Source organism: Oceanisphaera profunda, from assembly GCF_002157895.1.
GTDB classification, from domain to species: domain Bacteria; phylum Pseudomonadota; class Gammaproteobacteria; order Enterobacterales; family Aeromonadaceae; genus Oceanimonas; species Oceanimonas profunda.
The window spans coordinates 1,045,956-1,071,302 of record NZ_CP021377.1 but is presented as its reverse complement, the minus strand read 5'-3'; the positions used below and the strand labels follow the sequence as shown (position 1 = coordinate 1,071,302).

The window sequence follows — 25,347 nt, the reverse complement described above, 5'->3', positions numbered from 1 at the left end:
GCACCTCCTACATGCGAAACACGCCAAATTGCGTATTCGGAATGGGCCGATTAAGGGCCACGGCTAAGCTCATGGCCAGCACGCGCCGGCTGTCGAGAGGGTCTATGATGCCGTCGTCCCACAGCCGCGCACTGGCATACCAAGGGTGACCTTCTTGTTCGTAGTTTTGAATAATACGCGCTTTAAAGTCAGCTTCATCGGACTCACTCCACTGGGGTGTTTGGTGTTGCTGCTTACTCTTATCACTGGCGGCGCGGCGCACCGTGGCCAATACCCCAGCTGCTTGCTCGCCGCCCATCACCGAAATACGCGCGTTAGGCCACATCCATAAAAAATCGGGCGCAAAGGCGCGGCCGCACATGCCGTAATTACCGGCGCCAAAACTTCCGCCGATAATAAGCGTGATTTTCGGCACCTGAGCGCAAGCGACCGCCATCACCAACTTGGCACCGTGCTTGGCGATACCTTCGGCCTCATATTTTTTACCCACCATAAAGCCGGTAATGTTTTGCAAAAACAGCAAAGGAATACCGCGTTGACAACAAAGCTCAATAAAGTGCGCGCCTTTCAGTGCCGACTCGCTAAACAAGATGCCATTGTTGGCAATAATGCCCACCGCAAAGCCGTGTAAATGCGCAAAGCCGGTGACCAGACTACTGCCATAATCGCGCTTAAACTCATCGAAGGCCGAGTCATCCACCAAACGCGCTATCACGGCGTGCACATCCATGGCTTTGCGCAAATCAGTTCCCACTATGCCGTACAATTGCTCAATGGGATAACGGGGTTGTATGGGGTTTTTAGACGGGTTAGCTAATGCAGGTCGATTTAAGTTCGCCACTAAACGGCGTGCCAGCCAGAGCCCATGGGCATCGTTTTCTGCCAGATGATCCGCCACCCCAGACTGTTGGGTATGCACCTCGGCGCCGCCTAATTCTTCGGCACTCACCACCTCGCCGGTGGCGGCGCGCACCAAAGGTGGCCCACCTAAGAAAATGGTGCCTTGGTGGCGCACAATAATAGATTCATCCGCCATGGCTGGCACATAGGCACCGCCTGCAGTGCACAGGCCCATCACGACGGCGAGTTGGGGAATATTGGCGGCGGACATGCGGGCTTGATTAAAAAATATGCGGCCAAAATGATCCCGATCCGGAAACACTTCTGCCTGACTGGGTAAATGTGCGCCGCCGGAGTCGACCAAATAAATACAAGGCAGGCGACAACGTTCGGCAATTTCTTGGGCGCGCAGGTGTTTTTTCACTGTCAGTGGATAATAAGTGCCGCCTTTTACCGTAGCATCATTGGCCACTATCATGCACTCAATACCACTCACGCGGCCTATGCCGGTGACCAAACCCGCCGCCGCCACGGGCTCGTCGTATACCTGATGGGCGGCCAGCGGAGACAACTCTAAAAAAGGCACGCCAGGGTCCAGCAATTCGCGAATGCGCTCGCGAGCCAATAACTTCCCTTTTTGTTGATGGCGCGCTTGTTTATCGCGGCCACCCCCTTCGGCTATGTCAGCCAGCAATTGGTTTAGTAATGCCACCTCAGCTGCCATCGCCTTATGCTTGGCCTTAAACTCGGGCGCTTGGGGATTAATATTATCAGGCAGTATGGTCATCCAGAGCTCCTGCAGGTATTCACTATGTGCTATTTATCAAAGCTAACAACTTTCTTGCCACGGAATCCACGGAACCTACGGAAAAATTAAAATTAAGCTCAAGAGCGAATCTTTATTTTGTAAAATACCGTTCCCTGTTCCCTGTTCCCCGTTCCTCTTAGGTGTCGGCATCGCCTGCTCCTACGATAAACAATCACTTGTTGTGTACTAATTCACGACCAATCAGCATGCGGCGAATTTCTGAAGTGCCGGCGCCAATTTCGTATAACTTGGCGTCACGCAGCAAACGACCGGCGGGAAATTCATTGATATAACCGTTACCGCCCAACAGCTGAATGGTATCTAGCGTCAGCCGGGTGGCGGTTTCGGCGGCCAGTAAAATGACCCCGGCGGCGTCTTTGCGCGATAATTGACCGCGGTCGGCGGCCATGGCCGTCATGTAGGTATAGCAACGGGCGGCATTCATTTGGGTATACATATCCGCCAGCTTGCCTTGCACCAGCTGAAACTCGCCGATGGCTTGGCCAAACTGTTTACGCTCCCGCACATAGGGCAGCACTAAATCCATGGCCGCCTGCATAATGCCCAGCGGGCCGCCGGCAAGTACCAGTCGCTCATAATCCAAACCGCTCATTAGCACTTCTACGCCGCCATTAAGCGGGCCCAGCAGGTTGGCTTTAGCAATGCGGCAGTCTTGAAACACCAGCTCGCAGGTGCTGGAGCCGCGCATGCCCAGTTTGTCGAGCTTTTGTGCATGGCTAAAGCCGGGCGTGCCGCGCTCGACTATAAAGGCGCTAATGCCACGGGCGCTGCTATCTGTTTTGGCGTACACCACTAATACCTGTGCTTCGGGGCCATTGGTGATCCACATTTTATTGCCGTTCAATACAAAGTGGTCACCATCGGTGCGGGCCTGTAATGACATAGACAGCACATCGGAGCCGGCACCGGGCTCAGACATGGCCAGTGCGCCAATATGTTCACCGCTGAGTAGGGCCGGTAAGTATTGTTGTTTTTGTTGTTCAGTGGCGTGGCGATGAATTTGATTCACACACAAGTTGGAATGGGCCCCATAAGACAGGCCCACCGAGGCAGAAGCGCGACTCAGCTCTTCCATGGCCAGCACATGCGCCAGATACCCCATGTTTACCCCGCCATATTCCTCGGCCACCGTAATGCCAAATAATCCCATTTCACCGAGTTTGGGCCACAGCTCGGTAGGAAAGCGATTGTCTTGGTCGATGGCCTCAGCCAGTGGTGCTATCTCGCGATCAGCAAAGGCCGCCACCTGTTCGCGCAGCATAACTAAGGTGTCATCTAAGCCCATATTTAGCGGCGAAAAGCTTAATGGCGAAAAAGCGCTCATGGCATCCTCCTGATCCAGAGTAATTGGCTTAACAAACCCGCGTCCGGTTTCGTTTGCTACTGTTTTGTTCGCATTAACTATAGTTGTCATAAGGAAAATGGCGTCGACTAAACTTGAGATGCTTGTTAGGAGCCGTCGACTGTTACTGCCTCCCAGAACTGTGTTAGAACACGGGCATAACGGATGCTAAACGGTAAGTCAGCGCCATTAATGCATAGCTTAGCTGAGGAAAATCTGGCCATGAAAAAAGAGCATATCGTCATAGTCGGCGCGGCGCGCACCCCCATGGGCGCCTTGCTGGGTGAGCTTGGCACAGTGTCGGCGCCTCAGTTGGGCGCGGCTGCGATGGCGGCGGCAATTGCGCGTGCAGGGCTAGAGCCGCAACAGATAGATGAAGTCATGATGGGCTGCGTGTTATCCGCCGGCCTTGGCCAAGCACCGGCCCGCCAAGCCGCTTTAGCCGCAGGGCTCCCCAGTAGCGTGCCGTGCACCACTATCAATAAAATGTGTGGTTCTGGGATGAAGGCGGTGATGTTGGCCTGGGATCAACTTACAGCAGGCAGTACAGAGCTAATGGTGGCAGGCGGCATGGAGAGCATGAGCCAAGCCCCTTACTTATTGCCTAAGGCTCGAGCCGGTTTGCGTTTAGGGCACGCCAGTTTGTTGGATCATCTATTTTTTGATGGCTTAGAAGATGCCTATGAGGGCGGCTTAATGGGCAGTTTTGCTCAGCGCACCGCCGATCAATTTGCTATAAGTCGCACCGCCATGGATGAGTTTGCGCTGTTGTCATTAAGTCGTGCTCAAAGAGCGATAGCGGAGGGCGACTTTGCCGCTGAAATTACCCCCGTTAAGGTCGAGACCCGCCAAGGATCCTCTGTGGCTAACAACATGGTCAGTATCGACCAGCAACCGGGCCTTGCTCGACCCGAGAAGATACCCAAGCTCAAACCTGCCTTTAGCAAAGACGGCACCATTACCGCCGCTAATTCCAGCTCCATTTCTGACGGCGCCGCCGCCTTGGTGCTGACCACTAGCAGTCATGCCCAAGTGCTCGGTGTTACGCCGTTGGCACGCGTGCTGGCCCATGCTACGCATGCCCAGTTGCCAGCAGAGTTTACTCTGGCACCCATTGGCGCCATTAAAAAGCTGCTTAACAAAGTCGGCTGGCAAGCGGATGAAGTGGATTTATATGAGATTAATGAAGCCTTTGCCGTGGTGACCTTATTGGCGGTGGCGGAGCTGGAGTTAGACATAAATAAGGTCAACGTTAACGGCGGAGCCTGCGCTTTGGGCCACCCTATTGGCGCCAGTGGGGCGCGTATTATGGTGACCTTAATGCATGCGCTGCGCCAACGCGGTTTAAAAAAAGGCGTGGCGGCGCTGTGCATTGGCGGCGGTGAGGCCACGGCCATAGCGGTAGAGCTAATCGAGTAACTTAAGCGGCTAAAGGAGTATTAATGAGCAATGCCTCAATAAATAGCGTCTTGATCACAGAGCACACCACCTTGGATGGGCGGCGTATTGGCCACCTACAATTGAATGCGCCGGCTAGCCTTAATGCCTTAACGCTGGACATGATCACGCAGCTGTTGGCGGTGCTCAGGCGCTGGCAGCACGACGTTAATCTGGTTGCCGTATTACTGGACGGCGCCGGTGACAAGGCGTTTTGTGCCGGTGGCGATGTGGTGAGCCTGTATCACGCGATTCGAGAGATTGAGCCGACCCCAGACGCTACGTTGGCGCCTATCCCAGAGCTGGCGGCGCGCTTTTTTGAGCAGGAATATCGACTCGATTACCTGCTGCATACTTTTGGCAAGCCGGTGCTGTGTTGGGGCGGCGGCATAGTGATGGGTGGGGGGATGGGGCTGTTTATGGCCAGCTCGCACCGCATAGTCACCGAGACCAGTCGGCTGGCGATGCCAGAGGTGACCATAGCGCTGTATCCGGATGTGGGTGGCAGCTGGTTTCTCAATCACTTACCGCCGGGGCTGGGGGAGTTTATTGCCCTCACCGGTTGCACCATCAAGGCTCCCGATGCTTATTGGCTGGGGCTGGGCAATAGAGCCATTGCCGCTGAAAAATGGGGCGAATTGCTGCCGGCCCTGCGGTTGGTCGCGAACTGGCAAAACCCCGACGTCGCGGTGAATGAGGTGTTGCGCAAGCTGGAGGCCGCGTCGGTGGCGGCGTTCTCCGACTTGCCAGCTCCGTTACAGTCACACCACCCACAAATTCGTCAGTGGCTGGATAAAGATAACCTGCAAGACAAGGTGGCAGCGTTACTCGCCGTTGCGAGTGACGACCCTTGGTATCACCAAGCCCAACAAAATCTGGCGGCAGGCAGTCCGCTGGCCATGGCGATCATCGCCAGGCAGTTAGCTCGCAGTCGACATAGCTCGCTGGCTGAGGTATTTCAAACGGAGCTGGCGTTGTCGGTGCAACTGTGCCGATTTCGAGAATTTGCCGAAGGAGTACGGGCGCGCTTGATCGACAAAGACCAGCAGCCTGACTGGACCTATAACTGCCTGGCCGAGGTAGACACGGCATTGCTGGACGCGCTATTCGAGTCGCCTTGGGCGATGAGCCCGCTGGCGGATTTGTCACGGAGGTTCCTATAACGGCAAGCATCGTATTTATCGGTCTGGGCAACATGGGGCAGCAGTCGTTTCAGTAAACATAGCCAGCGCAGGCTTGGCGACAAACAAACACGAGCAAGAGTAACAGGAGAATCCGCAATGGACATCAAAGGCAAGGTGGTCGCCATTACTGGCGCGGGAAGAGGCTTGGGGCAGGCGATGGCGCTGCATTTGGCGTCGAAGGGCGCCACTTTGGCGCTGATTGATAACAACGAGCAGGCCTTGGCCAAAACCGGCGAAATGATTGCCGCTAAAGGGATGCGGGTGGGCGTATACCTGTGTGATATTAGTGATGAACAGCAGGTAGTACAAACCTTTAGCCATCTGGTAGGAGAGCTCGGCGGGCTGCAGCTACTGGTGAATAATGCCGGCCTGATGCAAGACGCGCTCTTGGTGAAGCTGCAAGACGGTAAATTGATGAGCAAGATGAGCTTGAGCCAGTGGCAGTCGGTGCTGGATGTGAACCTGACCGGTACCTTTCTGTGTGGCCGAGAAGCGGCGGCGCACATGGCCGAGCATCAGCAGAGTGGTTTAATCGTGAATATTTCATCAGTAGCGCGGGCGGGTAATCGGGGGCAAAGCAATTACTCAGCCAGCAAAGCCGGCGTGGCGGCACTGGTGGTGTGCTGGGCGGGTGAGTTAAGTCGCTATGGCATTCGGGTAGCGGGCATAGCGCCCGGTGCCATTGCCACCGAGATGACGGCACAAATGAAACCCGAGGCCATGGCGCGACTCACGCAGCGGATCCCCGCAGGGCGTCTGGCCGAGATTAATGAGTTGGTGCACAGCCTGCAATACATTATCGACAATGATTACTTTCATGGCCGGATGCTGGAAATGGACGGGGGTTTGAGGCTGTAGTTTTAACTAATACCATTCTAAGTAAAATAATGATCACTTTTAGTTCTAGATCCAGAACCAATCTTGCAACGTAAGAACGCTGCTCTCTGTTTACGATAAGCACGGAACAATTAAGATGGGATAAGATCGACAAGTGACAGGGAGCAAGAGCTTATTTATTGTAAGAACCAGCTTATTGTAAGGAGGGGGGGGTAGCTCTTACCTATTAAAGCCTTTTATCTTAGTTTTGGCTTTGTCAGATTTGAGCACTATTTTTCCGTGTTCTTCCGTGGGTTCCGTTGCGAAAAGGTTTTGATCAGTTAGTTTTCCTGATTGGTATAATGTGCTAAGCAATGCTTTGGCTAATCGAGGGGTAACGGCTGTGAGTAGAGCTGGAGTAGGACTAAAGTCTAGCTTGTTTAATGTTGGGATGGGACATAAAATTTTGCGGTGCGTTATAAGCGGGAGTGCCGAAAATAACTGTCTGCTTCTATAACAAGACAGCCAATAAAAATAGCGCTGAATAATAACAATGCACATGTCCCCGAAGACGCAGATTCTTTTTATTAGAAGCTGCCGCTTCGGGGATTTTTTTGTACTTTTTCCGCTAATGGCTGCGGCATTACATATTCGGATAATTAGGCCCTGAGCCGCCCTCGGGCGGCGTCCAATGGATGTTTTGTGCAGGATCCTTAATATCACAGGCCTTGCAATGTATGCAGTTGGCGGCGTTTATCTGAAATTTCAGCTCCTGTTCTTGGCTCACGACCTCGTAGACACCGGCAGGGCAATAGCGCTGGGCGGGCTCCTGATACAGCGGCAAGTTATCCCGCAGTGGTAACAATGGATCCGCTAATATCAAATGGCAGGGCTGATCCTCCTCATGTTGAGTATTAGCCAAATACACAGATGACAGGCGATCGAAAGACAGTTGGCCGTCTGGCTTGGGATATGCAATGTTCGGTTGGCTGTCGGCCAAGGCCAAACTCGCGTGATCGGGCGTTTTATCTTGCGCTGCAAAGGGTAACTTGGCATTAAACCAGTTGTGATTTAGATAATTAACCACGCCGCCTAACCAAGGGCCAAATCTATGCAGCGCGAGCACAAAGTTTTTGCTGTCCGCGAGTTCTTGATGCACCCAGCTTTGGGTAAAAATCTGATTAAAATGCTGGCTTGATTTGGTTTGGAATTGCGCCAAACCAGAGCTCACATCAGAACTCAAACCAGAATTGGCACCAGCACTAAAACCAGAGCTAGCATCAGAATTAGGCCAAGCGTTCAGCACGGCATCGGCGGCCAGCATGCCGGATTTCATGGCGGTGTGAATGCCCTTAATCTTGGCACCATTCAAGGTGCCCGCATCGCAGCCTAATAAGAACGCCCCCGGCATAGTCATGCGCGGCAAGGCATTCAATCCGCCCTTGGTTAAGGTGCGCGCGCCATAGCTGAGCCGTTGGCCATCATATAAATAGCGCGACAGTAGCGGATGATGCTTCAGCCGTTGCAGCTCTGAAAAAGGGTCGAGCCAAGGGTTGCGATAATTTAAGTCGACCACCAAACCTACCGCCACTTGTTGTTGCTCGCCGTGATACATAAAAAAGCCCCCGTTTGCTTGAGTCAAAGGCCAGCCACTGCCGTGTATCACTAAGCCCGGTTGATGACGCTCAGGGGCTACTTGCCACAACTCTTTGATGCCTAAGGCATAATGTTGGGTGTCTTTGCCTTCATCTAATTTAAAGCGCGTAATTAGCTCTTTGCCAATATGGCCACGGCTGCCCTCGGCAAATAAGGTAACCGGCGCACGCAGTTCAATGCCGGGCACATAGTTCGCCTTTTGGCTGCCATCCGCTGCTACGCCTAAATCACCAGTAACGACGCCACACACAGCACCTTGTTCATTATAAATAGGCGCTTGGGCCGCAAAGCCGGTGAAAATAGTCACGCCTAATTGCTCGGCTTGGCGAGCCAACCAGCGGCATAAGTTACCTAAGCTGATGATATAAGAATGCGGATTAAGTAAGGGGGGAGGCAGCACGCCGTGAGGCACCTCAATGCCGCCTTGTTCGCTGCTCAGCATATAAAAGTGCTCGTCTGCTACTGCCATTGCTATCGGTGCACCGCGCGCTTGCCAATCGGGGAATAATTCGTCTAAGGCGCGGGTGTCGAGCAGGGCGCCGGATAAAATATGGGCACCTACCTCGGCACCTTTTTCTAGCACGCATACGTTAAGCGTTTGACCTGCTTGTTTGTCGGCTTGCATCAAGCGACACGCCGCCGATAAACCGGCCGGACCCGCGCCCACTATGATCACATCAAACTCCATCGCTTCTCTTGGCATGGCTGGCCTCGTTGGGTAAGGGATTGTGCGTACGTTGAGTCATGGATGTAGAGCCTGACTAAAGTATTGTATTGATTGTGATATTTAACAAAGCGGAAAACGGCAGTGGCGGCACTTTTGACTAGTATTAAGGCGAGCTTGTGAGCTGGCGGAGGCGCTATGAAAGTACTGGTTACGATAAAGAGGGTCATCGATTATCACGTTAAAATTCGTGTTAAAGCGGACGAAAGCGCCGTGGAGCTGAATAACGTCAAAATGGCGGCCAACCCATTTTGCGAGATTGCCCTTGAAGAAGCGGTGCGCATGAAAGAGGCAGGTTGGGTGTCGGAAATTATTGCCGTATCTATAGGGCCAGCAGTGGCACAAGAACAATTACGTACCGCGCTGGCGCTGGGGGCAGATAGGGCGCTCTTAATTAGTACTGAACAAACAGCGAGTAGCACCGACCAAACAATTGAGCCGCTTAATGTGGCCAAAATACTGGCTAAATTGGTGAAGCAAGAGCAGCCACAATTGGTATTACTCGGCAAGCAGTCGATAGATACGGACAATAACCAAGTCGGGCAAATGTTAGCCGGCTTGCTCAATTGGCCCCAAGCCACCTTTGCTTCACAGCTAACTTTAGAGGGGGAACAGCTAACGGTAACCCGCGAGATAGACGGCGGCTTGCAAACGCTATTGCTCGAATTGCCAGCAGTGGTAACCACAGACTTGCGGCTTAATCAGCCACGTTATGCCTCTTTACCCAATATAATGAAAGCCAAGCAAAAGCCGCTAGAAATACTGCCTATCAGTGAGCTAGCTGTGGTTTTAAAACAACACAGCCAACAGCTTAAAGTGACGGCGCCGGCCAAGCGCAAAGCGGGCATTAAGGTAAAAGATGCCGCCGAGCTGGTCGATAAACTCAAACACGACATTAAGGTGATCCTATGACCTGTTTGCTGATAGCCGAGCACGATAATACCCAGCTTAACTCCGCCACCTTGCATGCGCTCACTGCCGCCACTGAGTTGGGAGGTGAGATTGATCTACTGATCATGGGAGATCAATGCCAAGCGGTGGCTAAGGCGGCGGCCAAATTTGCGGTGCGCACTGTGCTAGTGGCGGACGCTCCTGATTATCAACATCAGTTAGCCGAGCCCTGCGCCGCGCTTATTGAATCTCTGGCAAAAAATTATCTTTATATAGTGGCTGCGGCGACCACCACCGGTAAAAACCTCTTGCCTAGGGTGGCGGCGTTATTGGATGTGGGCATGGTATCTGAAGTGCTGGCCATAGAATCCCCCGATACTTTTCGCCGACCTATTTATGCGGGCAACGCCATTACCACCGTGCAGGCGCTCGATGATATTAAGCTGCTTACGGTGCGTACTACGGCCTTTGCCTCAGCCGATGCCGGTGAGCATGGCACTGACAGCAATAGCGCCGAGATAAAACAACTGGCGGCAATCGAATACAGTACTCGTTGCCACTTTGTTAGCGAGCAACTCAGCCAAAGTGCCCGGCCCGAGCTAACGTCCGCGCGGGTGGTGATCTCGGGAGGGCGCGGCTTAGGCAGCAAAGAAAATTTTGCCTTGTTAGCGCAGCTTGCCGATAAATTAAACGCCGCTATTGGGGCCACGCGCGCGGCTGTGGATGCGGGCTTTGCTGCCAATGATATGCAGGTAGGACAAACCGGTAAAATAGTGGCACCTGAGCTGTATATCGCAGTAGGGCTGTCGGGCGCAATCCAGCATCTGGCCGGCATGAAAGAGTCCAAGGTGATAGTGGCCATCAACAAAGATGCAGACGCGGCCATTTTTGAAGTGGCGGATTACGGTTTAGTGGCGGATTTGTTCGAGGTGTTACCGGAGCTGGAAAAATTATTGTGAGGAGTGAGGTAAAAATAGAGATTCGTTTTTGGAGATACTCTGTTGAACGTCAAGATTTCGCGTTAGCTTACGCCGCTCTGCGCTCTGTTGTTATGCGTCTTTATTCCCTCTTTGCCGCGTCGTTGCACTCCTCGACGACCAAGTGAGGGGTGGGCACAGGCCTGTTGTAGGGTCGAATTTATTCGACCAAAATCGGACGATTAAAATCGACCCCTACAAATTTAACGTCTCACCCCTCACCGTCTCTTACATCTGCTGATTCAATCCCATGCCCCAGAAGTCGATTTCTAGGCGGGTGGCATCGTTAAAGATGCGGCTCAGTTGTTTAAAACGAGTGGGGGTGACATCCGCTAAACGTTCGTTAAGCCAAGCGCGTTCGGCTTGCGCCGCTGCTTGAAACTCCGCACTTTCGTACATGGCAAGCCAGGCTTCGTACGGATTGTTATCGCCACGAATGGTTTCAGGCTGCTCAATCAACCAGCGCGCCACTTCCGCATAACCTACCAAGCAAGGAGCCAGTGCTACGTGCATGTCTAATAAGTCGCCGCGATTACCGGTATCTAATACATAACGGGTGTAGGCCAGTGTGGCGCGAGCTTCGGGTAAGTCCGCCAAGTCTTGCTCACTGATGCCCCATTGCTGGCAGTAGTCGATATGCAGGCCAAGCTCTAAGTCGATAATGGCATCGAAGCCGGCTTTGGCGTGGCGCAGGTCAGCAAGCGTAGGGCTTTTATAAGCGGCCAGAGCAAAGGCACGACCAAACTGAATTAAAAACAGATAATCCTGTTTTAAATAATGGCGAAATGCCTTCGGCGCCAAGGTGCCGTCGCCAAGCTGGCGCACAAAATCGTGCTGAATATAATCCGTCCAAGGCTCAAGGTTATCTTTTTTTAAATCTTCGAAGGTAAAGCTCATTTCATGTCCTTTTGTGAATGTGCCATTAGCTCCTGACAAACTGTGACCTAGGTCATGCTTAGGAGGTAGAATCATTCTGTCTACTTTCCTATTTATATCAAGCGTTTAAATGTGCTAGATATGGAACCTACAAGGTTTATGCTTTTGTAGTGTGCCAATTTATTCGGCACGGTTTTGTTTTATCCTTAAATCTTAAAAAGCCTGCTATGCAGGCCCACCGAATACTATCTATGTAAAAGAAGCGGCGCCTACAAGTGCGACATCTTTTGCAGTGTGCCGGTCTCTTAGGTAAAGAGGACTTCGGCACTGTCTGTTTTTTGATTTAAACCATCCAGCTATGCTGGCCCAGCGAAGTCCTCTTTACTAAAGAGACGGCTGGCTACAACAGAAAAGTTGGCTGCTACAAAGCTAAAACCTGCGCCGCAGGTTCTGATGTACAGGCCTCGAGTTTGCTCCCGCTTGGCGCTTGGTGCTCGGCGCTAGGCGCGGCTTTTAGGTTTTCATTGTCGTGATAGGCCTTATTGCGTATACTTTCACCCCGTCTTGCATTCAATAATCCATCCGTTCCCTAGCTTCTTCAGGTTCTACATGACAACTAAATATATTTTTGTTACTGGTGGGGTTGTGTCGTCCCTGGGTAAAGGCATTGCAGCCGCTTCCCTGGCCGCCATCCTCGAGGCTCGTGGTCTTAATGTGACCATCATGAAGCTGGATCCCTACATCAACGTAGACCCAGGTACCATGAGCCCGACTCAGCACGGTGAGGTATTTGTCACCGATGATGGCGCCGAAACCGACTTGGACTTAGGCCATTACGAGCGCTTTATTCGCACTAAGATGACGCGTCGTAATAACTTCACCTCCGGCCGCGTATACGCGGACGTGCTGCGCAAGGAACGACGCGGCGATTATCTGGGCGCCACCATTCAGGTGATCCCCCACATTACTAACGCCATTAAAGACCGCGTGATTGCCGGTGCCGAAGGGCATGATGTAGCTATCGTAGAAGTGGGTGGCACCGTGGGTGATATTGAGTCATTGCCGTTTTTGGAAGCTTTGCGTCAGCTCGCAGTGCAAGTAGGGCGTGAAAACACCCTGTTTATGCACCTGACCTTAGTGCCTTATTTGGCGGCGGCCGGTGAAGTGAAAACTAAACCGACTCAGCATTCGGTAAAAGAATTACTGTCGATTGGTATTCAGCCGGACATCTTGATTTGCCGTAGTGATCGTGTGATCCCAGCTAACGAGCGCGCTAAAATTGCCTTGTTCTGTAACGTGATCGAAAAAGCGGTTATTTCGCTGAAAGACGTGGATTCTATCTACAAAATCCCCGCGCTGCTGCGTTCTCAGGGCTTAGATGAATTGGTCGTGAAGCGTTTTCAGCTCGACTGCCCACCGTCAGACTTGTCTGAGTGGGAGCAGGTGATCTACGAAGAAGCGAATCCTACCGGCGAAGTAACCATCGGCATGGTCGGTAAATACACCGAGCTGCCCGATGCGTATAAGTCAGTGAACGAAGCGCTGAAGCACGGCGGTTTAAAAAATCGTCTCACGGTCAATATCAAATACATTGACTCCCAAGACCTTGAGACCAAAGGTGAGAGCCTGCTTGAAGGCCTAGATGCCATCTTGGTGCCCGGCGGCTTTGGCCCGCGCGGCATTGAAGGCAAGATCATGGCTGCCCGTTATGCCCGTGAGAATCGCGTGCCGTATTTAGGCATTTGCTTAGGCATGCAAATCGCCTTGATTGAATATGCGCGTAACGTGGTTGGCCTAGAAGGCGCACATTCGTCAGAATTTGATCCAGAGAGCCCGTTTCCAGTGGTCGGTTTGATCACCGAATGGCTGGATGAAGAAGGCGTAGTTGAAGTACGCGATGAAATGTCAGATCTCGGCGGCACCATGCGCTTGGGCGCTCAGTTGTGCCATTTAGAGCCCGGTTCTAAGGTGCACGCGCTCTATGGTTCAGATACTATCTATGAGCGTCATCGTCATCGCTATGAAGTGAATAATCATCTGCTGCCAAAAATTGAGGCGGCAGGTATGCAAGTAACGGGACGTTCGGCTGATAAGAAATTAGTCGAAATCATTGAAAATCCCGATCACCCTTGGTTTGTAGCGGCGCAATTCCACCCGGAATTCACCTCTACACCACGGGATGGACATGGCTTGTTTACCGGCTTTATCAAAGCGGCAGGCCAATATCAGCAGGGAGAGCTGGAATAACCTAACATCACGGCTGAGCATGAAGCTCGGCCGTATTTTTTAGTGCTTGATCCCGTTTTTACCTTTCAACTAATAGAGGAAGTTAGAGAATGGCTAAGATTGTCAAAATTATCGGTCGTGAAGTTATTGATTCGCGTGGCAACCCAACCGTAGAAGCTGATGTATTTTTGGAAGGCGGTTTTATGGGGCGCGCTATCGCGCCATCCGGTGCTTCTACCGGTTCACGCGAAGCGTTAGAGCTGCGTGACGGTGATAAGTCACGTTTTTTAGGTAAAGGCGTGCAAGTTGCCGTTACCAACATCAATGACCCTATCGCCAAGGCGCTGATTGGCAAAGATGCCACTCAACAAGCCGACATCGACCAGATAATGCTCGACTTAGATGGCACAGACAATAAAGCAAAGCTTGGCGCAAACGCCATTCTGGCCGTGTCTCTGGCAGTAGCTAAAGCCGCTGCACTATCTAAAGGCGTGCCTTTGTACGCGTGGATTGCTGAGCTAAATGGCACCCCAGGTAAATACTCTATGCCACTGCCCATGATGAACATCATCAATGGCGGAGAGCACGCCGACAATAACGTCGACATTCAAGAGTTTATGATTCAACCCGTGGGCGCTAAGAACATCAAAGAAGCGCTGCGCATGGGTGCTGAAGTGTTCCACAGCTTGGCAAAAGTACTAAAAGCCAAAGGCCTGAGCACCTCAGTGGGTGACGAAGGTGGTTTTGCCCCAGATTTAGAGTCGAACGAAGCAGCATTAGTGGCAATTAAAGCAGCCGTTGAGCAAGCCGGTTACGTACTGGGTAAAGACATAGTGCTGGCGATGGACTGTGCTGCCTCTGAGTTTTACGACAAAGCCAAAGGCAACTACAACCTGAGCGGCGAAGGCAAAGTATTCACCGCCAATGAGTTCACTCATTATCTGGAAGACCTCACTCAGCGTTACCCAATCGTATCGATTGAAGATGGCTTAGATGAGTCTGACTGGGACGGTTTTGCTTACCAGACCAAAATACTGGGCGACAAGATCCAACTGGTAGGTGACGACTTGTTCGTAACCAACACCAAGATCTTGCAAGAAGGTATCGACAAAGGTATCGCCAACTCTATCTTGATTAAGTTCAACCAGATCGGCACCTTGACCGAAACTTTGAACTCGATTCAAATGGCACAAAAAGCCGGTTACACCGTGGTGATTTCCCATCGCTCAGGTGAAACTGAAGATACCACTATTGCCGATTTGGCAGTGGGTACTTGTGCAGGCCAAATTAAGACCGGCTCTATGAGCCGCTCGGATCGTGTTGCTAAATACAACCAACTGATCCGCATCGAAGAAGAGCTGGGTGCCAAAGCCCCGTTCCACGGTTTGTCTGAGATTAAAGGTCAGGCTTAATTAAGTAAACGGCCCGCTGAGTGGCAAAATTTGTGCCGCGAACTGGCTAACTTGATGAAAGCGAAACATGAAACCCCGCCCTGTGCGGGGTTTCTTTTGTTCGGCGCCCGAATATGGGAAACTAGCCGCCTATTCGTGGAGGAAGCATGCGCATTCTAACCCTAATACTGCTCGCCGTGTTATGTACCCTGCAATATGATCTGTGGCGGGGCAAAAATGGCTTGGCGGAATACAATGAAGCTCAAAGCTACGTGACTCGTCAAATGGACGATAACGAACAATTGGTGACCCGTAACGCTTTATTGTATCGGGAAATTGAAGATCTCAATAAAGGACTGGCGGCAGTGGAAGAGCTGGCGCGTAACGATCTGGGGATGATTAAACCCGGCGAAACCTTTTATCGACTGTTGCTTGCTGATAAACCTAGCCCATGAGCGCAACTGATCTCCGTGTGACTACTAATGCCTTAATTAATGCCGTAGCTGATCTTGGTATTTATACTGCCATCGTGCCCGCAGCCGGCATTGGTAGCCGCATGGCCGCCGACAGGCCTAAGCAATATTTAACGTTGGCGGACAGCACAGTACTTGAACAAACCCTGACGCGTTTGCTTAAACATCCCGCCATTGGCGCTATTATCGTGGCCACAGCAGAGCACGATACTTGGTTTGAGCAGTTACCCTTGGCGCAACACCCGCGTATTCAGCAAGTGCTAGGCGGAGCTGAGCGGGCCGATACGGTGCTTAATGCACTGGCGCATGTGAACACCGACTGGGTATTGGTACACGATGCGGCGCGCCCTTGTTTACATTCTGCCGACCTAGATGCGGTTATGGGCGCCGGTCGCCAAGCTCAAGGCGCAATTTTAGCCAGCCAAGTGCGCGACACCATGAAGCGCGGCGATGGCCAAGGGGCCATTGCTAACAGCGTATCGCGGGATGAACTGTGGCACGCACTGACGCCGCAATGCTTTGCGACTGACACCCTGCGCCAAGCCTTATCGGGCGCGCTGGCCGCGGGCATCACCATTACCGATGAAGCCTCAGCTATGGAGTGGGCGGGCTTTAATCCCAAATTAGTAGCTGGGCGCGCCGACAATATTAAGATCACCCGCCCCGAAGACTTAGCACTAGCGAGCTTTTTTTTAGAGAAGAGCTAAAGATTTCTTTGCCACGGAATACACGGAAGCACACGGACGAAGAGCTAGCTCAAAGGACAAAATAGCTTATGGTTTATAAGATCTTAACACCTAGAGGTTTTCGTTCTTATCTCATCTTAATTGTTCCGGTTTTTTTCCGTGTATTCCGTGGCAAAAATAGCTTTTGAACTTGCCTTAACGTGTGGCGTACCGCGTAAGACGACAGTATTTAACTGACAACAGAGATCACAATCATGATGCGAATTGGACACGGTTTTGACGTGCATAAATTTGGTGGCGAAGGCCCCTGTATTCTGGCCGGCGTGGCCGTGCCTTATGAGCAAGGCTTATTGGCCCACTCTGACGGCGACGTCATTTTACACGCACTCACGGATGCGCTATTAGGCGCCATTGGTGCCGGTGATATTGGCCGCCATTTTCCCGATACCGACGCTGCCTATAAAGGCGTCGATAGCCGCATCTTGCTGCGCGATGTGGTCAATAAAGTGGCTGCCGCCGGCTACGCCTTAGCCAATGCAGACATTACCGTACTGGCTCAAGCCCCTAAGTTGTCGCCGTTTATCGATGCGATGGTGGCTAATATCGCCGCCGATTTGCAAGTGCCGGTGAGCCTTATCAATGTGAAGGCCACCACCACCGAACAGCTGGGTTTTGTGGGCCGTAAAGAAGGCATAGCGGCAGAAGCCGTGGTGCTGCTGGTGCAACTATGACAGCGACTTCTGGGATAGGCGAATGGCATTATCTGCACGGTGAACCTACGGCTACGGGCCGCTTAAAAACCGTGCCCGAAGATTTTAAAGTGCGCGAAGATCTAGGCTTTGCACCCTGCGGCGAAGGCGAGCATATCTTGCTCTATATTCGCAAACGCGGTCAAAATACTCAGTGGATAGCGCGCGAATTAGCTCGCGTAGCTGGGGTCACTCAGCGTGAAGTCACCTGGGCGGGGTTGAAAGATCGCCATGCGGTGACCGAGCAGTGGTTTGGCGTGCATTTGCCCGGTAAGGCGGAGCCAGATTTTTCTAGCCTAGAAAATGGCGACGTACAAATCTTGGCCCGCGCGCGCCACAATAAGAAGCTAAAAATCGGTGCCCTAAAAGGTAACTGGTTTGAGCTAGTCGTAAATGAATTAGTCGTTAGCGATCCAGAAGAATTTGAACACCGCTTAATCGCAATTCAAGCGCGCGGCGTGCCTAACTATTATGGCGACCAACGCTTTGGCCATCACTTTGGCAATTTAGATCAAGCGCGGGCCATGTTTAATGGCCGCAAGATTAAAGACCGCAATAAACGCTCCATGTATTTATCCGCGGCGCGCAGCTATTTATTTAACTTGGCCGCCAGCCAGCGCTTAAGTGCCGGTTTAGGTGAACAATTAATGGCCGGCGACTGTTTAATGCTGGCGGGCACCCAGTCTTTTTTCACCATTAATGACGACAATCCACTGGATGATGCCTTGCAAGCGCGTTTTGACTCAGGCGATGTACGCTTGAGCGCACCCATGTGGGGCCGCGGTCGTTTACCAAGTATTGAGGCCGCCGCCGAGTTAGAACTGGCAGCGCTGAGTGAGCAAAAAGACTTATGCGACGGGCTAGAGAATCAAGGCTTAAAACAAGAGCGTCGCCCGCTGTTACTTAAACCCCAAGAGATGAGCTGGCAGTTTAATGGCGATCGCTTAAGTCTGTCATTTTGGTTACCCGCTGGCAGCTATGCCACCAGTGTGGTGCGTGAACTGGTAAAGGAAGCCGAGCTGCATGAAGATATTAGTGAGTAATGACGATGGGGTGAATGCGCTTGGCATTCGCACCTTGAGTCGCGCCTTATCTGAATTTGCCGAAGTAGTGACGGTAGCCCCGGACCGTAATCGCAGCGGTGCCAGTCATTCTTTGACGCTAGAAGTGCCGCTGCGGGTCGATAAACTCGACGACAGCGGATTCTATTCCGTGAAGGGCACACCCACAGACTGCGTGCATTGGGCGGTAAACTGCTTGCTGGATCCCGACCCAGACTTAGTGGTGGCAGGTATTAACCACGGTGCCAATTTAGGCGACGATGTGCTCTACTCTGGCACGGTTGCGGCCGCCACCGAAGGCCGCCACCTCGGCTTGCCCTCTTTGGCCATCTCCTTATGCGGTGACCGCCACTTTGACACGGCCGCCCATTACGCCTGCCTGTTAGTACAAGGCTTATTAAGAGCGCCACTGGCCACTAATCAAATACTAAATGTGAATGTGCCCGACTTGCCCTTGAGTGAAATTCAAGGTATCAAAGTGACTCGTTTGGGTAATCGTCACCGTTGTGATCCGGTCTTAAAAGAATATGATCCGCGTGGCCGACCCATTTATTGGATAGGACCACCGGGAGCCATTCATGATGCGGGCGAAGGTACCGACTTTGATGCGGTAGAAAGAGGCTATGTCTCCATTACGCCGCTCACTATCGATATGACGGCCCACAGCAAGATGGCGGCATTAGCCAGCTGGATCAAAGAAGTGGAGTAACAGGGTGCTTACGTTAGCAGGACAGCGGCTTTATCATTTGCTGCAACAACAGGGAATTACCAACGAACGCGTACTGCAAGCCATTGCTTGCTTGCCCAGAGAGCAGTTTGTAGACGAAGCTATGTCGCACAAGGCGTGGGATAACAGTGCCTTGCCGATAGGCTTTGGCCAGACTATCTCCCAGCCGTATATAGTGGCGCGCATGACCGAAGTGTTGCTTGAGCAAGAGCCCAACCCTAAACGCGTGTTGGAAGTGGGCACCGGCTCTGGTTTTCAGACGGCGGTATTGGCGCAGTTGGTGGATCAGGTCTGTACTTTAGAGCGCATTAAGTCGTTGCAGTATCAAGCGCGACGTCGCTTACAGCGCCTCGATTTGTATAATGTGTCCACCAAACACGGTGACGGCTGGCAAGGCTGGGCAAGTAAGGCACCGTTCGATGCCATTATGGTCACGGCGGCGGCGCAAGAAACGCCCCAAGCCTTATTATCACAACTAGCCGATGGCGGGCGTATGGTGATCCCCGTTGGCCAAACCCAACAATCGTTATGGCTGTATCAGCGCCATGGCAATCAATTTATCCGTACCGAATTAGAGCCGGTGCGCTTTGTCCCGTTAGTGAAAGGCGATCTTGAGTGAAAATTTTTTCTCGGTTGTATCAACAGGTGATGATTTGGGCTTTGCATCGCCACGCACCGGTTTATTTATCCTTAAATAGCTTTGTTGAGTCCATTTTTTGGCCGATACCTGTGGATGTGATGCTGGCACCCATGACGCTGGCTAAACCGCAGCGCGCTTGGTATTACGCGGGGCTGGCCACCTTTTTCTCGGTGCTGGGTGCCGCCTTTGGCTATCTGCTGGGTTATGCGCTTTGGGATCCGGTCGTGGCGCCTTTTATTGCCTCCATGGGCTATGAGGGCAAAATTGAGATAGCTAAAGCGTGGTTTAGTGAGTGGGGCATTTGGGTGATTTTTATCGCCAGCTTCACGCCCATTCCTTATAAGGTGTTTACCGTCACCGCCGGCATGCTGAGCATGATGTTCTTGCCCTTCGTGCTAGTGTCACTGGTAGGCCGAGGCTTGCGTTTCTTTATGGTGGCGGGACTCATGAAGTGGGGTGGGCCGCCCATGGAAGCCAAGCTTATCCGCTATATCGATATCTTGGGTTGGTTGTGTGTGGCCGCCGCTGTTATCGCTTATTTGTTGTTGAGAAACTGATGCGCCGGCAGAGCCGCTATTTCACGCTATGGTGTGTCAACCTTGTGTTGATAACCTTGCTGAGTGCTTGCTCTGCCTCACGCCCCGCTCCTGTATATGGTGTTAATGCTCGGGGACAAATCAAAGCCAACGGCAGCCATTATGTGGTGGCCAAAGGCGACACTCTGTATTCCATTGCGTGGCAGGCGGGCTCCGATGTGCCAAGCCTAGCGCGCCATAATCGCATTGCCCCCCCTTATGCTATTTACCCTGGCCAAACGCTGCGCCTAGATGTGCCGGGTGCCGCGCGGGCGCAATATATTGTGCGCCGAGGTGACACGCTCAATAGCATAGCGCGCAACGCGAATCACAGAGTGGCGGATCTGGCGACGTTGAACGGTTTAAAACCGCCTTATCGCATCTATGTCGGTCAAAGCCTGACGCTGCTTCGCGGATCCACTTCACAGAAGTCACAAGTAGCGCGCACAACAGCAGTACCTGCTGGCAAGATAAGAGTGACACAAACCCAGTCTGCAGCCGTGCCTAAAAATCAACCGGTTATAAAATCCACAAAGCCAGTTGCAGCCGCTCCCGGAAAAGTTTACGCTGGAACTGCTGCACAAAAAAGCGCCGCTAATAACGCACCTATTAAATGGCACTGGCCAACCACAGGACCCATTATCTCGGGCTTCTCGTTGGCAGAGACCGGCAATAAGGGCATAGATATTAGAGGCAGCAGGGGGCAGGCTATTAACGCTGCCGCAGCTGGCAAGGTTGTATACGCAGGGAACGCGCTACGTGGATACGGCAACCTGATCATCATCAAACACAATGATGATTATTTGTCTGCCTACGCTCACAACGAGGTGCTTAAAGTTAAAGAGCAGCAAACCGTGAGCTCTGGGCAGCACATAGCGGATATGGGAAGTAGTGACACGACTGATGTACGGTTACATTTTGAGATCCGACATCAGGGTTCATCGGTTAATCCGATGACCTATCTGCCAAAAAGATAACATCCGGGACACAGGTAGTACCCGGATAAAGGGAGAACTGCCATGAATGCGAGCAAAGCAACAACCCCAAAAAAGAACACGGATGCGGATCAGGCAATGGATGCAACGATCAGCCCCGAGCAAGATAGCGTTGAAACAGTAGACGCGGAAGAAAAAGCGAGTGTAGCCAGCAGCCGTACGCTAGACGTGACTCAGCTGTATCTAGGTGAAATCGGATTTTCTCCGTTATTAACCGCAGAAGAAGAAGTCTTGTATGCTCGACGCTCTTTACGCGGAGACTTAATTGCGCGCAAGCGCATGATTGAATCAAACTTACGCTTAGTGGTTAAAATTTCTCGCCGTTATAACAATCGCGGGCTGGCTTTATTAGACTTGATTGAAGAGGGCAACCTCGGCTTAATTCGCGCGGTAGAAAAGTTTGATCCCGAGCGCGGCTTTCGCTTCTCCACCTATGCCACTTGGTGGATCCGCCAAACCATAGAACGCGCCATTATGAACCAGACCCGTACCATACGCCTGCCTATTCATGTGGTGAAAGAGCTCAATGTTTATTTGCGTACCGCCCGCGAGCTCGCCCAACGTCTGGATCATGAACCCACCGCCGAAGAAATAGCCCAAGCCCTCGATAAACCCGTCAGTGATGTATCACGCATGCTTAAGCTGAATGAAAAAGTCAGCTCAGTGGACACGCCCATCGGTGGCGATGGTGACAAAGCATTATTAGATGTTATCGCCGACGAAAACGACACTAACCCCGAAACCGAGTTGCAAGATAGCGATATGAATAGCAGCTTAGTGCGTTGGCTGGAGGAGCTTAATCCGAAACAACGTGAAGTGTTAGCCCGTCGTTTTGGTTTGCTGGGTTATGAAGCCTCTACGCTGGAGCATGTGGGGCAAGAAATTGGCTTAACGCGCGAGCGAGTACGCCAAATTCAAGTAGAAGCGCTGCGCCGTTTAAAAGAAATCGTCACCCAGCAAGGCCTGTGTGTAGACACCCTTTTTTACGACAACTAATGTAAGCGCCACGCATACCAAAAAGCCAGCATCGGACACAGAGTCCGGTGCTGGCTTTTTGTTTTATGGCTTGGTTTAATATTTCCTTACGCCTTACGCCTTACGCCTTTGCTTCAACTGATACATCAATTCCAGCGCTTGGCGCGGGGTTAGCTCGTCGGGCTCAATCTCATCTAAAAGCAACAGAGCGGCATTAAGCGGTGTATCAGCTTGTTCGTCAAATAGGGGCAATGAGCCTTGAACCTCTTGGCGATCTTCTCTGCCGATAGGTGCTTTTGACTTACGCGGCTTTTTATTCTGCTCAGGCAGTTTAGCTGTTTCAGACTGCTTCGCCTGCTCAGAGGCCGCTAGTAACTGACCGGTTTCCAGCTCACCCAGTTTAGTGCGCGCCAGCGCCAATACCGGTTTGGGCACGCCGGCCAAGGCTGCTACTTGTAAGCCATACGAGCGACTGGCGGCACCCTCTTGCACTGAGTGCATAAAGGCGATGGTGTCGTCATGCTCAAGTGCATCTAAATGTACGTTGGCCACCGCCGACCACAGGCCAGCCAGCTCGGTAAGCTCAAAGTAGTGGGTAGCAAATAAAGTATAGGCATGTAGCTGATTGGCCAGCGCATCCGCACAGGCCCACGCTAATGCCAAACCATCATAAGTGCTGGTGCCGCGGCCAATTTCATCCATCAACACCAAGCTGTGGCGGCTGGCATTATTTAAAATATTGGCAGTTTCGGTCATTTCCACCATAAAGGTAGAGCGGCCGGAGGCTAAGTCATCAGAGGCGCCGATGCGGGTAAAGATACGGTCAATTTTGCCGATGCGCGCGCTGGCTGCCGGTACAAACGAACCCATATAAGCCATCAACACGATCAGCGCAGTTTGGCGCATATAAGTCGACTTACCGCCCATGTTGGGGCCAGTGATCAGCAACATTTTGCGCTGCTCAGACATGTTAAGAGGGTTGGCAATAAAAGGCTCGCTCATTACCTGCTCTACCACCGGATGACGACCGGCTTCGATATCAATCAGCTCATCTTCGGTCAAAGTAGGGCGACAGTAATCGAGGTTGTCGGCGCGCTCGGCCAAATTGGCAAATACATCCAGCTCGGCCAAAGCCCCGGCACTGCGCTGTAATGGCTGCAGATGCTCTAACAAACGATCCAGCAGTGCCTCGTATAATTTCTTTTCTAGCGCTAAGCCTTTGCCTTGAGCGTTTAATACTTTGTCTTCGTACTCTTTAAGCTCAGGAATAATATAACGCTCATTATTTTTGAGCGTTTGGCGGCGCACATAATGTAACGGCACTTGGTCGGCACTGGCCCGACTCACCTCAATATAAAAACCGTGCACTCGGTTATACGCCACTTTAAGCGTCGAAATACCGGTGGCGGCTTTTTCTCGCGCTTCCAGTGCTTCTAAGTAACGATGCGCGCCGGCTGCCAATTCCCGCAACTCATCCAGCTCGGCATTAAAGCCATCGCGGATCACCCCACCATCACGAATAAGCACCGGTGGTGTGTTCACCACTGCTTGCTCTAATAATTCAGCCAATTCCGGATACTGACTAATAGTGGCGGCCAGCTCAGTTAAGCTAGCGCCATTGGCGTCTGCTAGTTGTTGCTGAATTTCCGGCAATGCCTGCAGCGCACTGCGCAAGCGACTTAAGTCTCGCGGCCGCGCCGAGCGCAGCGCGAGGCGCGCCAAGCCGCGCTCCATGTCACCCACTTGGCGCAGTGGCGCGCGTAAATCCTCATATCGGCCTTGGTCCATCAGCAGGGCGATACTGTCTTGACGACGAGTTAATGCTGCCAGATTACGACTCGGCTGGTGGATCCAGCGCTTCAGTAAGCGGCTGCCCATGGGGGTGGCGGTATTATCCAACACTTCGGCGAGGGTGTTTTCCACCGTGCCTGATAAATTTAGCGTTAGCTCTAGGTTGCGACGGGTAGCCGCATCCATCACCACCATATCTTGGCTGCGCTCAAGACTAATACTATTAATGTGCGGCAGGGCAGTGCGCTGGGTATCTTTCACGTATTGCAGCACGCAACCGGCAGCACTGAGCGCCGTAGTCGCTTGCTCCACACCAAAGCCAATTAAGTCACGGGTACCAAACTGCTGGCACAACAGAGTGCGCGCCGTATCTAAATCAAATTCCCACTCAGGCCGACGGCGTAAGCTTTTACGGGCTTCAATAGCCGCAAAATAAGCAAAGGCTTCGGGGTATAACAACTCGGCAGGCTGCGTGCGTTGCAGCTCGGCGGTGAGCGCTTCTTCAGTGGCAAATTGATTCAATACAAAGCGCCCGGTGCTTACATCCAGCATGGCGTAGCCAAACTGCTGACCATCATGAAAAATGGCCGCCAAACAGTTATCTTGGCGCTCCACCAACAGTGCTTCATCAGACAAGGTGCCCGGCGTAATAATGCGCACCACTTGGCGCTCCATCGGCCCTTTAGTCATGCCCGGATCGCCAATTTGCTCACAAATAGCCACCGACTCACCCATTTGCACCAAGCGGGCTAAATAGTTCTCCGCCGCATGATGGGGCACGCCCGCCATAGGAATGGCATTGCCACCAGACTTACCGCGCTGGGTCAGTGAAATATCCAGTAAACGCGAGGCTTTCTTGGCATCGTCATAAAACAGCTCATAAAAATCGCCCATGCGATAAAACATCAATACATCGGGATGCTGAGCCTTAAGGCCAAGGTATTGCACCATCATGGGCGTATGGGAGGAGTTGTCTTGATTCATATGAAAATCAATGCCTTATATCTTTATGAAACTGATGATGAAGCCAAGTGTAAGGCAGCGTTACTTAAGAAATTAGACGTGCCAAAACTTGAGGCCGCATTGTACCAGCAACCGAGTTTGAAGGCATATGGACTTGAGTGCAGCGCCGAGCTGAACAAAAAAGGGGGGGGGTATGTTTATGCCGTCATCCTGACGCACGTCAGGATCTCGCTTTAGATGTTAGTGACTAAAACCCATTTGCCACGCTTCTTTGTGACGAGAACACGGAAAAGGGTCGGAACAATAGTGATCACTGCAGAACCAAGCGCCGAGCTCAACAACAGACGGTGTTTATGTTTAAGCCGTCATCCTGACGCACGTCAGGATCTCGCTTTAGGTCTTAGTGACTAAAGCCCATTGGCAACGGAAGAACACGAAACTCACAAAAAAATAGGGATCAGATCTGAAAGAGCGATTGATGGTAAGGGCTAGGCTTTTGTAGGCGAACACTTGTTCTCGCATT

Annotated in this window: 22 protein-coding genes; 17 read left to right on the top strand and 5 right to left on the bottom strand. The window is 52.1% G+C overall.

The window, feature by feature from the left end:
- Positions 1-7: 7 nt before the first annotated feature.
- Positions 8-1,627: a carboxyl transferase domain-containing protein gene (locus CBP31_RS04660; protein WP_087035092.1), complete on the bottom strand. Its 1,620-nt coding sequence runs from the start codon at positions 1,625-1,627 to the stop codon at positions 8-10.
- Between the two features lie 193 nt (positions 1,628-1,820).
- Positions 1,821-2,954, bottom strand: a complete 1,134-nt coding sequence (locus tag CBP31_RS04655; protein WP_174664640.1) for an isovaleryl-CoA dehydrogenase — start codon at positions 2,952-2,954, stop codon at positions 1,821-1,823.
- Between the two features lie 279 nt (positions 2,955-3,233).
- Between CBP31_RS04655 and CBP31_RS04650 the strand changes: the two genes are divergently transcribed.
- The 3 genes from CBP31_RS04650 to CBP31_RS04640 all read left to right on the top strand — a co-directional run bounded on the left by CBP31_RS04650 (position 3,234) and on the right by CBP31_RS04640 (position 6,490).
- A complete protein-coding gene (locus CBP31_RS04650) occupies positions 3,234-4,430 on the top strand; it encodes an acetyl-CoA C-acyltransferase (protein ID WP_087038615.1) in 1,197 nt (398 codons plus the stop codon).
- 23 nt (positions 4,431-4,453) lie between these two features.
- Positions 4,454-5,611, top strand: coding sequence for an enoyl-CoA hydratase/isomerase family protein (locus CBP31_RS04645; RefSeq protein ID WP_227875141.1), 1,158 nt, complete (start codon positions 4,454-4,456; stop codon positions 5,609-5,611).
- Positions 5,612-5,728: 117 nt separating this feature from the next.
- Entirely contained in the window at positions 5,729-6,490 is a 762-nt protein-coding gene (locus CBP31_RS04640; protein WP_087035090.1) for an SDR family NAD(P)-dependent oxidoreductase, read from the top strand.
- Between the two features lie 601 nt (positions 6,491-7,091).
- Here CBP31_RS04640 and CBP31_RS04635 read toward each other — a convergent pair.
- Positions 7,092-8,807, bottom strand: a complete 1,716-nt coding sequence (locus tag CBP31_RS04635) for an electron transfer flavoprotein-ubiquinone oxidoreductase (RefSeq protein WP_087035089.1) — start codon at positions 8,805-8,807, stop codon at positions 7,092-7,094.
- Positions 8,808-8,966: 159 nt separating this feature from the next.
- Here CBP31_RS04635 and CBP31_RS04630 point away from each other — a divergent pair, with 159 nt between their 5' ends.
- Both CBP31_RS04630 and CBP31_RS04625 read left to right on the top strand, forming a co-directional pair.
- Complete coding sequence (locus tag CBP31_RS04630; protein WP_087035088.1) at positions 8,967-9,740, top strand: electron transfer flavoprotein subunit beta/FixA family protein; 774 nt, start codon at positions 8,967-8,969, stop codon at positions 9,738-9,740.
- The gene (locus CBP31_RS04625; RefSeq protein WP_087035087.1) at positions 9,737-10,678 is read left to right on the top strand and encodes an electron transfer flavoprotein subunit alpha/FixB family protein; all 942 of its coding nucleotides are present in this window, start codon (positions 9,737-9,739) and stop codon (positions 10,676-10,678) included. Before CBP31_RS04630 ends, CBP31_RS04625 begins: the two co-directional genes overlap by 4 nt.
- A gap of 246 nt (positions 10,679-10,924) precedes the next feature.
- Here the strand turns inward: CBP31_RS04625 and tenA are convergent, their stop codons facing one another.
- Positions 10,925-11,593 carry a thiaminase II gene (gene tenA / locus CBP31_RS04620; RefSeq protein WP_087035086.1) on the bottom strand — a complete coding sequence of 223 codons (669 nt, stop codon included), beginning with the start codon at positions 11,591-11,593 and terminating at the stop codon, positions 10,925-10,927.
- Between the two features lie 588 nt (positions 11,594-12,181).
- On the opposite strand from tenA, the gene CBP31_RS04615 reads away from it, so the two are divergent.
- The 11 genes from CBP31_RS04615 (at position 12,182) to rpoS (ending at position 22,091) form a co-directional block, all read left to right on the top strand.
- A complete protein-coding gene (locus CBP31_RS04615) occupies positions 12,182-13,819 on the top strand; it encodes a CTP synthase (protein WP_087035085.1) in 1,638 nt (545 codons plus the stop codon).
- An 89-nt stretch (positions 13,820-13,908) separates the two neighbouring features.
- Positions 13,909-15,210 (top strand): phosphopyruvate hydratase, encoded by a 1,302-nt coding sequence (gene eno, locus CBP31_RS04610; protein ID WP_087035084.1) that lies wholly within the window; start codon positions 13,909-13,911, stop codon positions 15,208-15,210.
- Between the two features lie 146 nt (positions 15,211-15,356).
- Positions 15,357-15,644: a cell division protein FtsB gene (gene ftsB, locus CBP31_RS04605; RefSeq protein ID WP_087035083.1), complete on the top strand. Its 288-nt coding sequence runs from the start codon at positions 15,357-15,359 to the stop codon at positions 15,642-15,644.
- A gap of 17 nt (positions 15,645-15,661) precedes the next feature.
- Complete coding sequence (ispD, locus tag CBP31_RS04600) at positions 15,662-16,369, top strand: 2-C-methyl-D-erythritol 4-phosphate cytidylyltransferase (protein ID WP_227875140.1); 708 nt, start codon at positions 15,662-15,664, stop codon at positions 16,367-16,369.
- A 233-nt stretch (positions 16,370-16,602) separates the two neighbouring features.
- Entirely contained in the window at positions 16,603-17,079 is a 477-nt protein-coding gene (gene ispF, locus CBP31_RS04595; protein WP_087035081.1) for a 2-C-methyl-D-erythritol 2,4-cyclodiphosphate synthase, read from the top strand.
- Positions 17,076-18,140, top strand: a complete 1,065-nt coding sequence (truD, locus tag CBP31_RS04590) for a tRNA pseudouridine(13) synthase TruD (protein ID WP_087035080.1) — start codon at positions 17,076-17,078, stop codon at positions 18,138-18,140. The genes ispF and truD overlap by 4 nt, the downstream gene beginning before the upstream one ends.
- The gene (gene surE / locus CBP31_RS04585; protein WP_087035079.1) at positions 18,121-18,867 is read left to right on the top strand and encodes a 5'/3'-nucleotidase SurE; all 747 of its coding nucleotides are present in this window, start codon (positions 18,121-18,123) and stop codon (positions 18,865-18,867) included. Before truD ends, surE begins: the two co-directional genes overlap by 20 nt.
- A 4-nt stretch (positions 18,868-18,871) precedes the next feature.
- Positions 18,872-19,504: a protein-L-isoaspartate(D-aspartate) O-methyltransferase gene (locus tag CBP31_RS04580; protein WP_087035078.1), complete on the top strand. Its 633-nt coding sequence runs from the start codon at positions 18,872-18,874 to the stop codon at positions 19,502-19,504.
- A complete protein-coding gene (locus tag CBP31_RS04575; protein WP_087035077.1) occupies positions 19,501-20,082 on the top strand; it encodes a YqaA family protein in 582 nt (193 codons plus the stop codon). Before CBP31_RS04580 ends, CBP31_RS04575 begins: the two co-directional genes overlap by 4 nt.
- Positions 20,082-21,077, top strand: coding sequence for a peptidoglycan DD-metalloendopeptidase family protein (locus CBP31_RS04570; RefSeq protein WP_087035076.1), 996 nt, complete (start codon positions 20,082-20,084; stop codon positions 21,075-21,077). The genes CBP31_RS04575 and CBP31_RS04570 overlap by 1 nt, the downstream gene beginning before the upstream one ends.
- Positions 21,078-21,119: 42 nt before the next feature.
- Positions 21,120-22,091, top strand: coding sequence for an RNA polymerase sigma factor RpoS (rpoS, locus tag CBP31_RS04565; RefSeq protein WP_087035075.1), 972 nt, complete (start codon positions 21,120-21,122; stop codon positions 22,089-22,091).
- 93 nt (positions 22,092-22,184) lie between these two features.
- Here the strand turns inward: rpoS and mutS are convergent, their stop codons facing one another.
- Positions 22,185-24,845 (bottom strand): DNA mismatch repair protein MutS, encoded by a 2,661-nt coding sequence (gene mutS / locus CBP31_RS04560; protein WP_227875139.1) that lies wholly within the window; start codon positions 24,843-24,845, stop codon positions 22,185-22,187.
- On the opposite strand from mutS, the gene CBP31_RS04555 reads away from it, so the two are divergent.
- Positions 24,837-25,061 carry a hypothetical protein gene (locus tag CBP31_RS04555; RefSeq protein ID WP_151898778.1) on the top strand — a complete coding sequence of 75 codons (225 nt, stop codon included), beginning with the start codon at positions 24,837-24,839 and terminating at the stop codon, positions 25,059-25,061. The genes mutS and CBP31_RS04555 overlap by 9 nt on opposite strands.
- Positions 25,062-25,347: the final 286 nt, after the last annotated feature.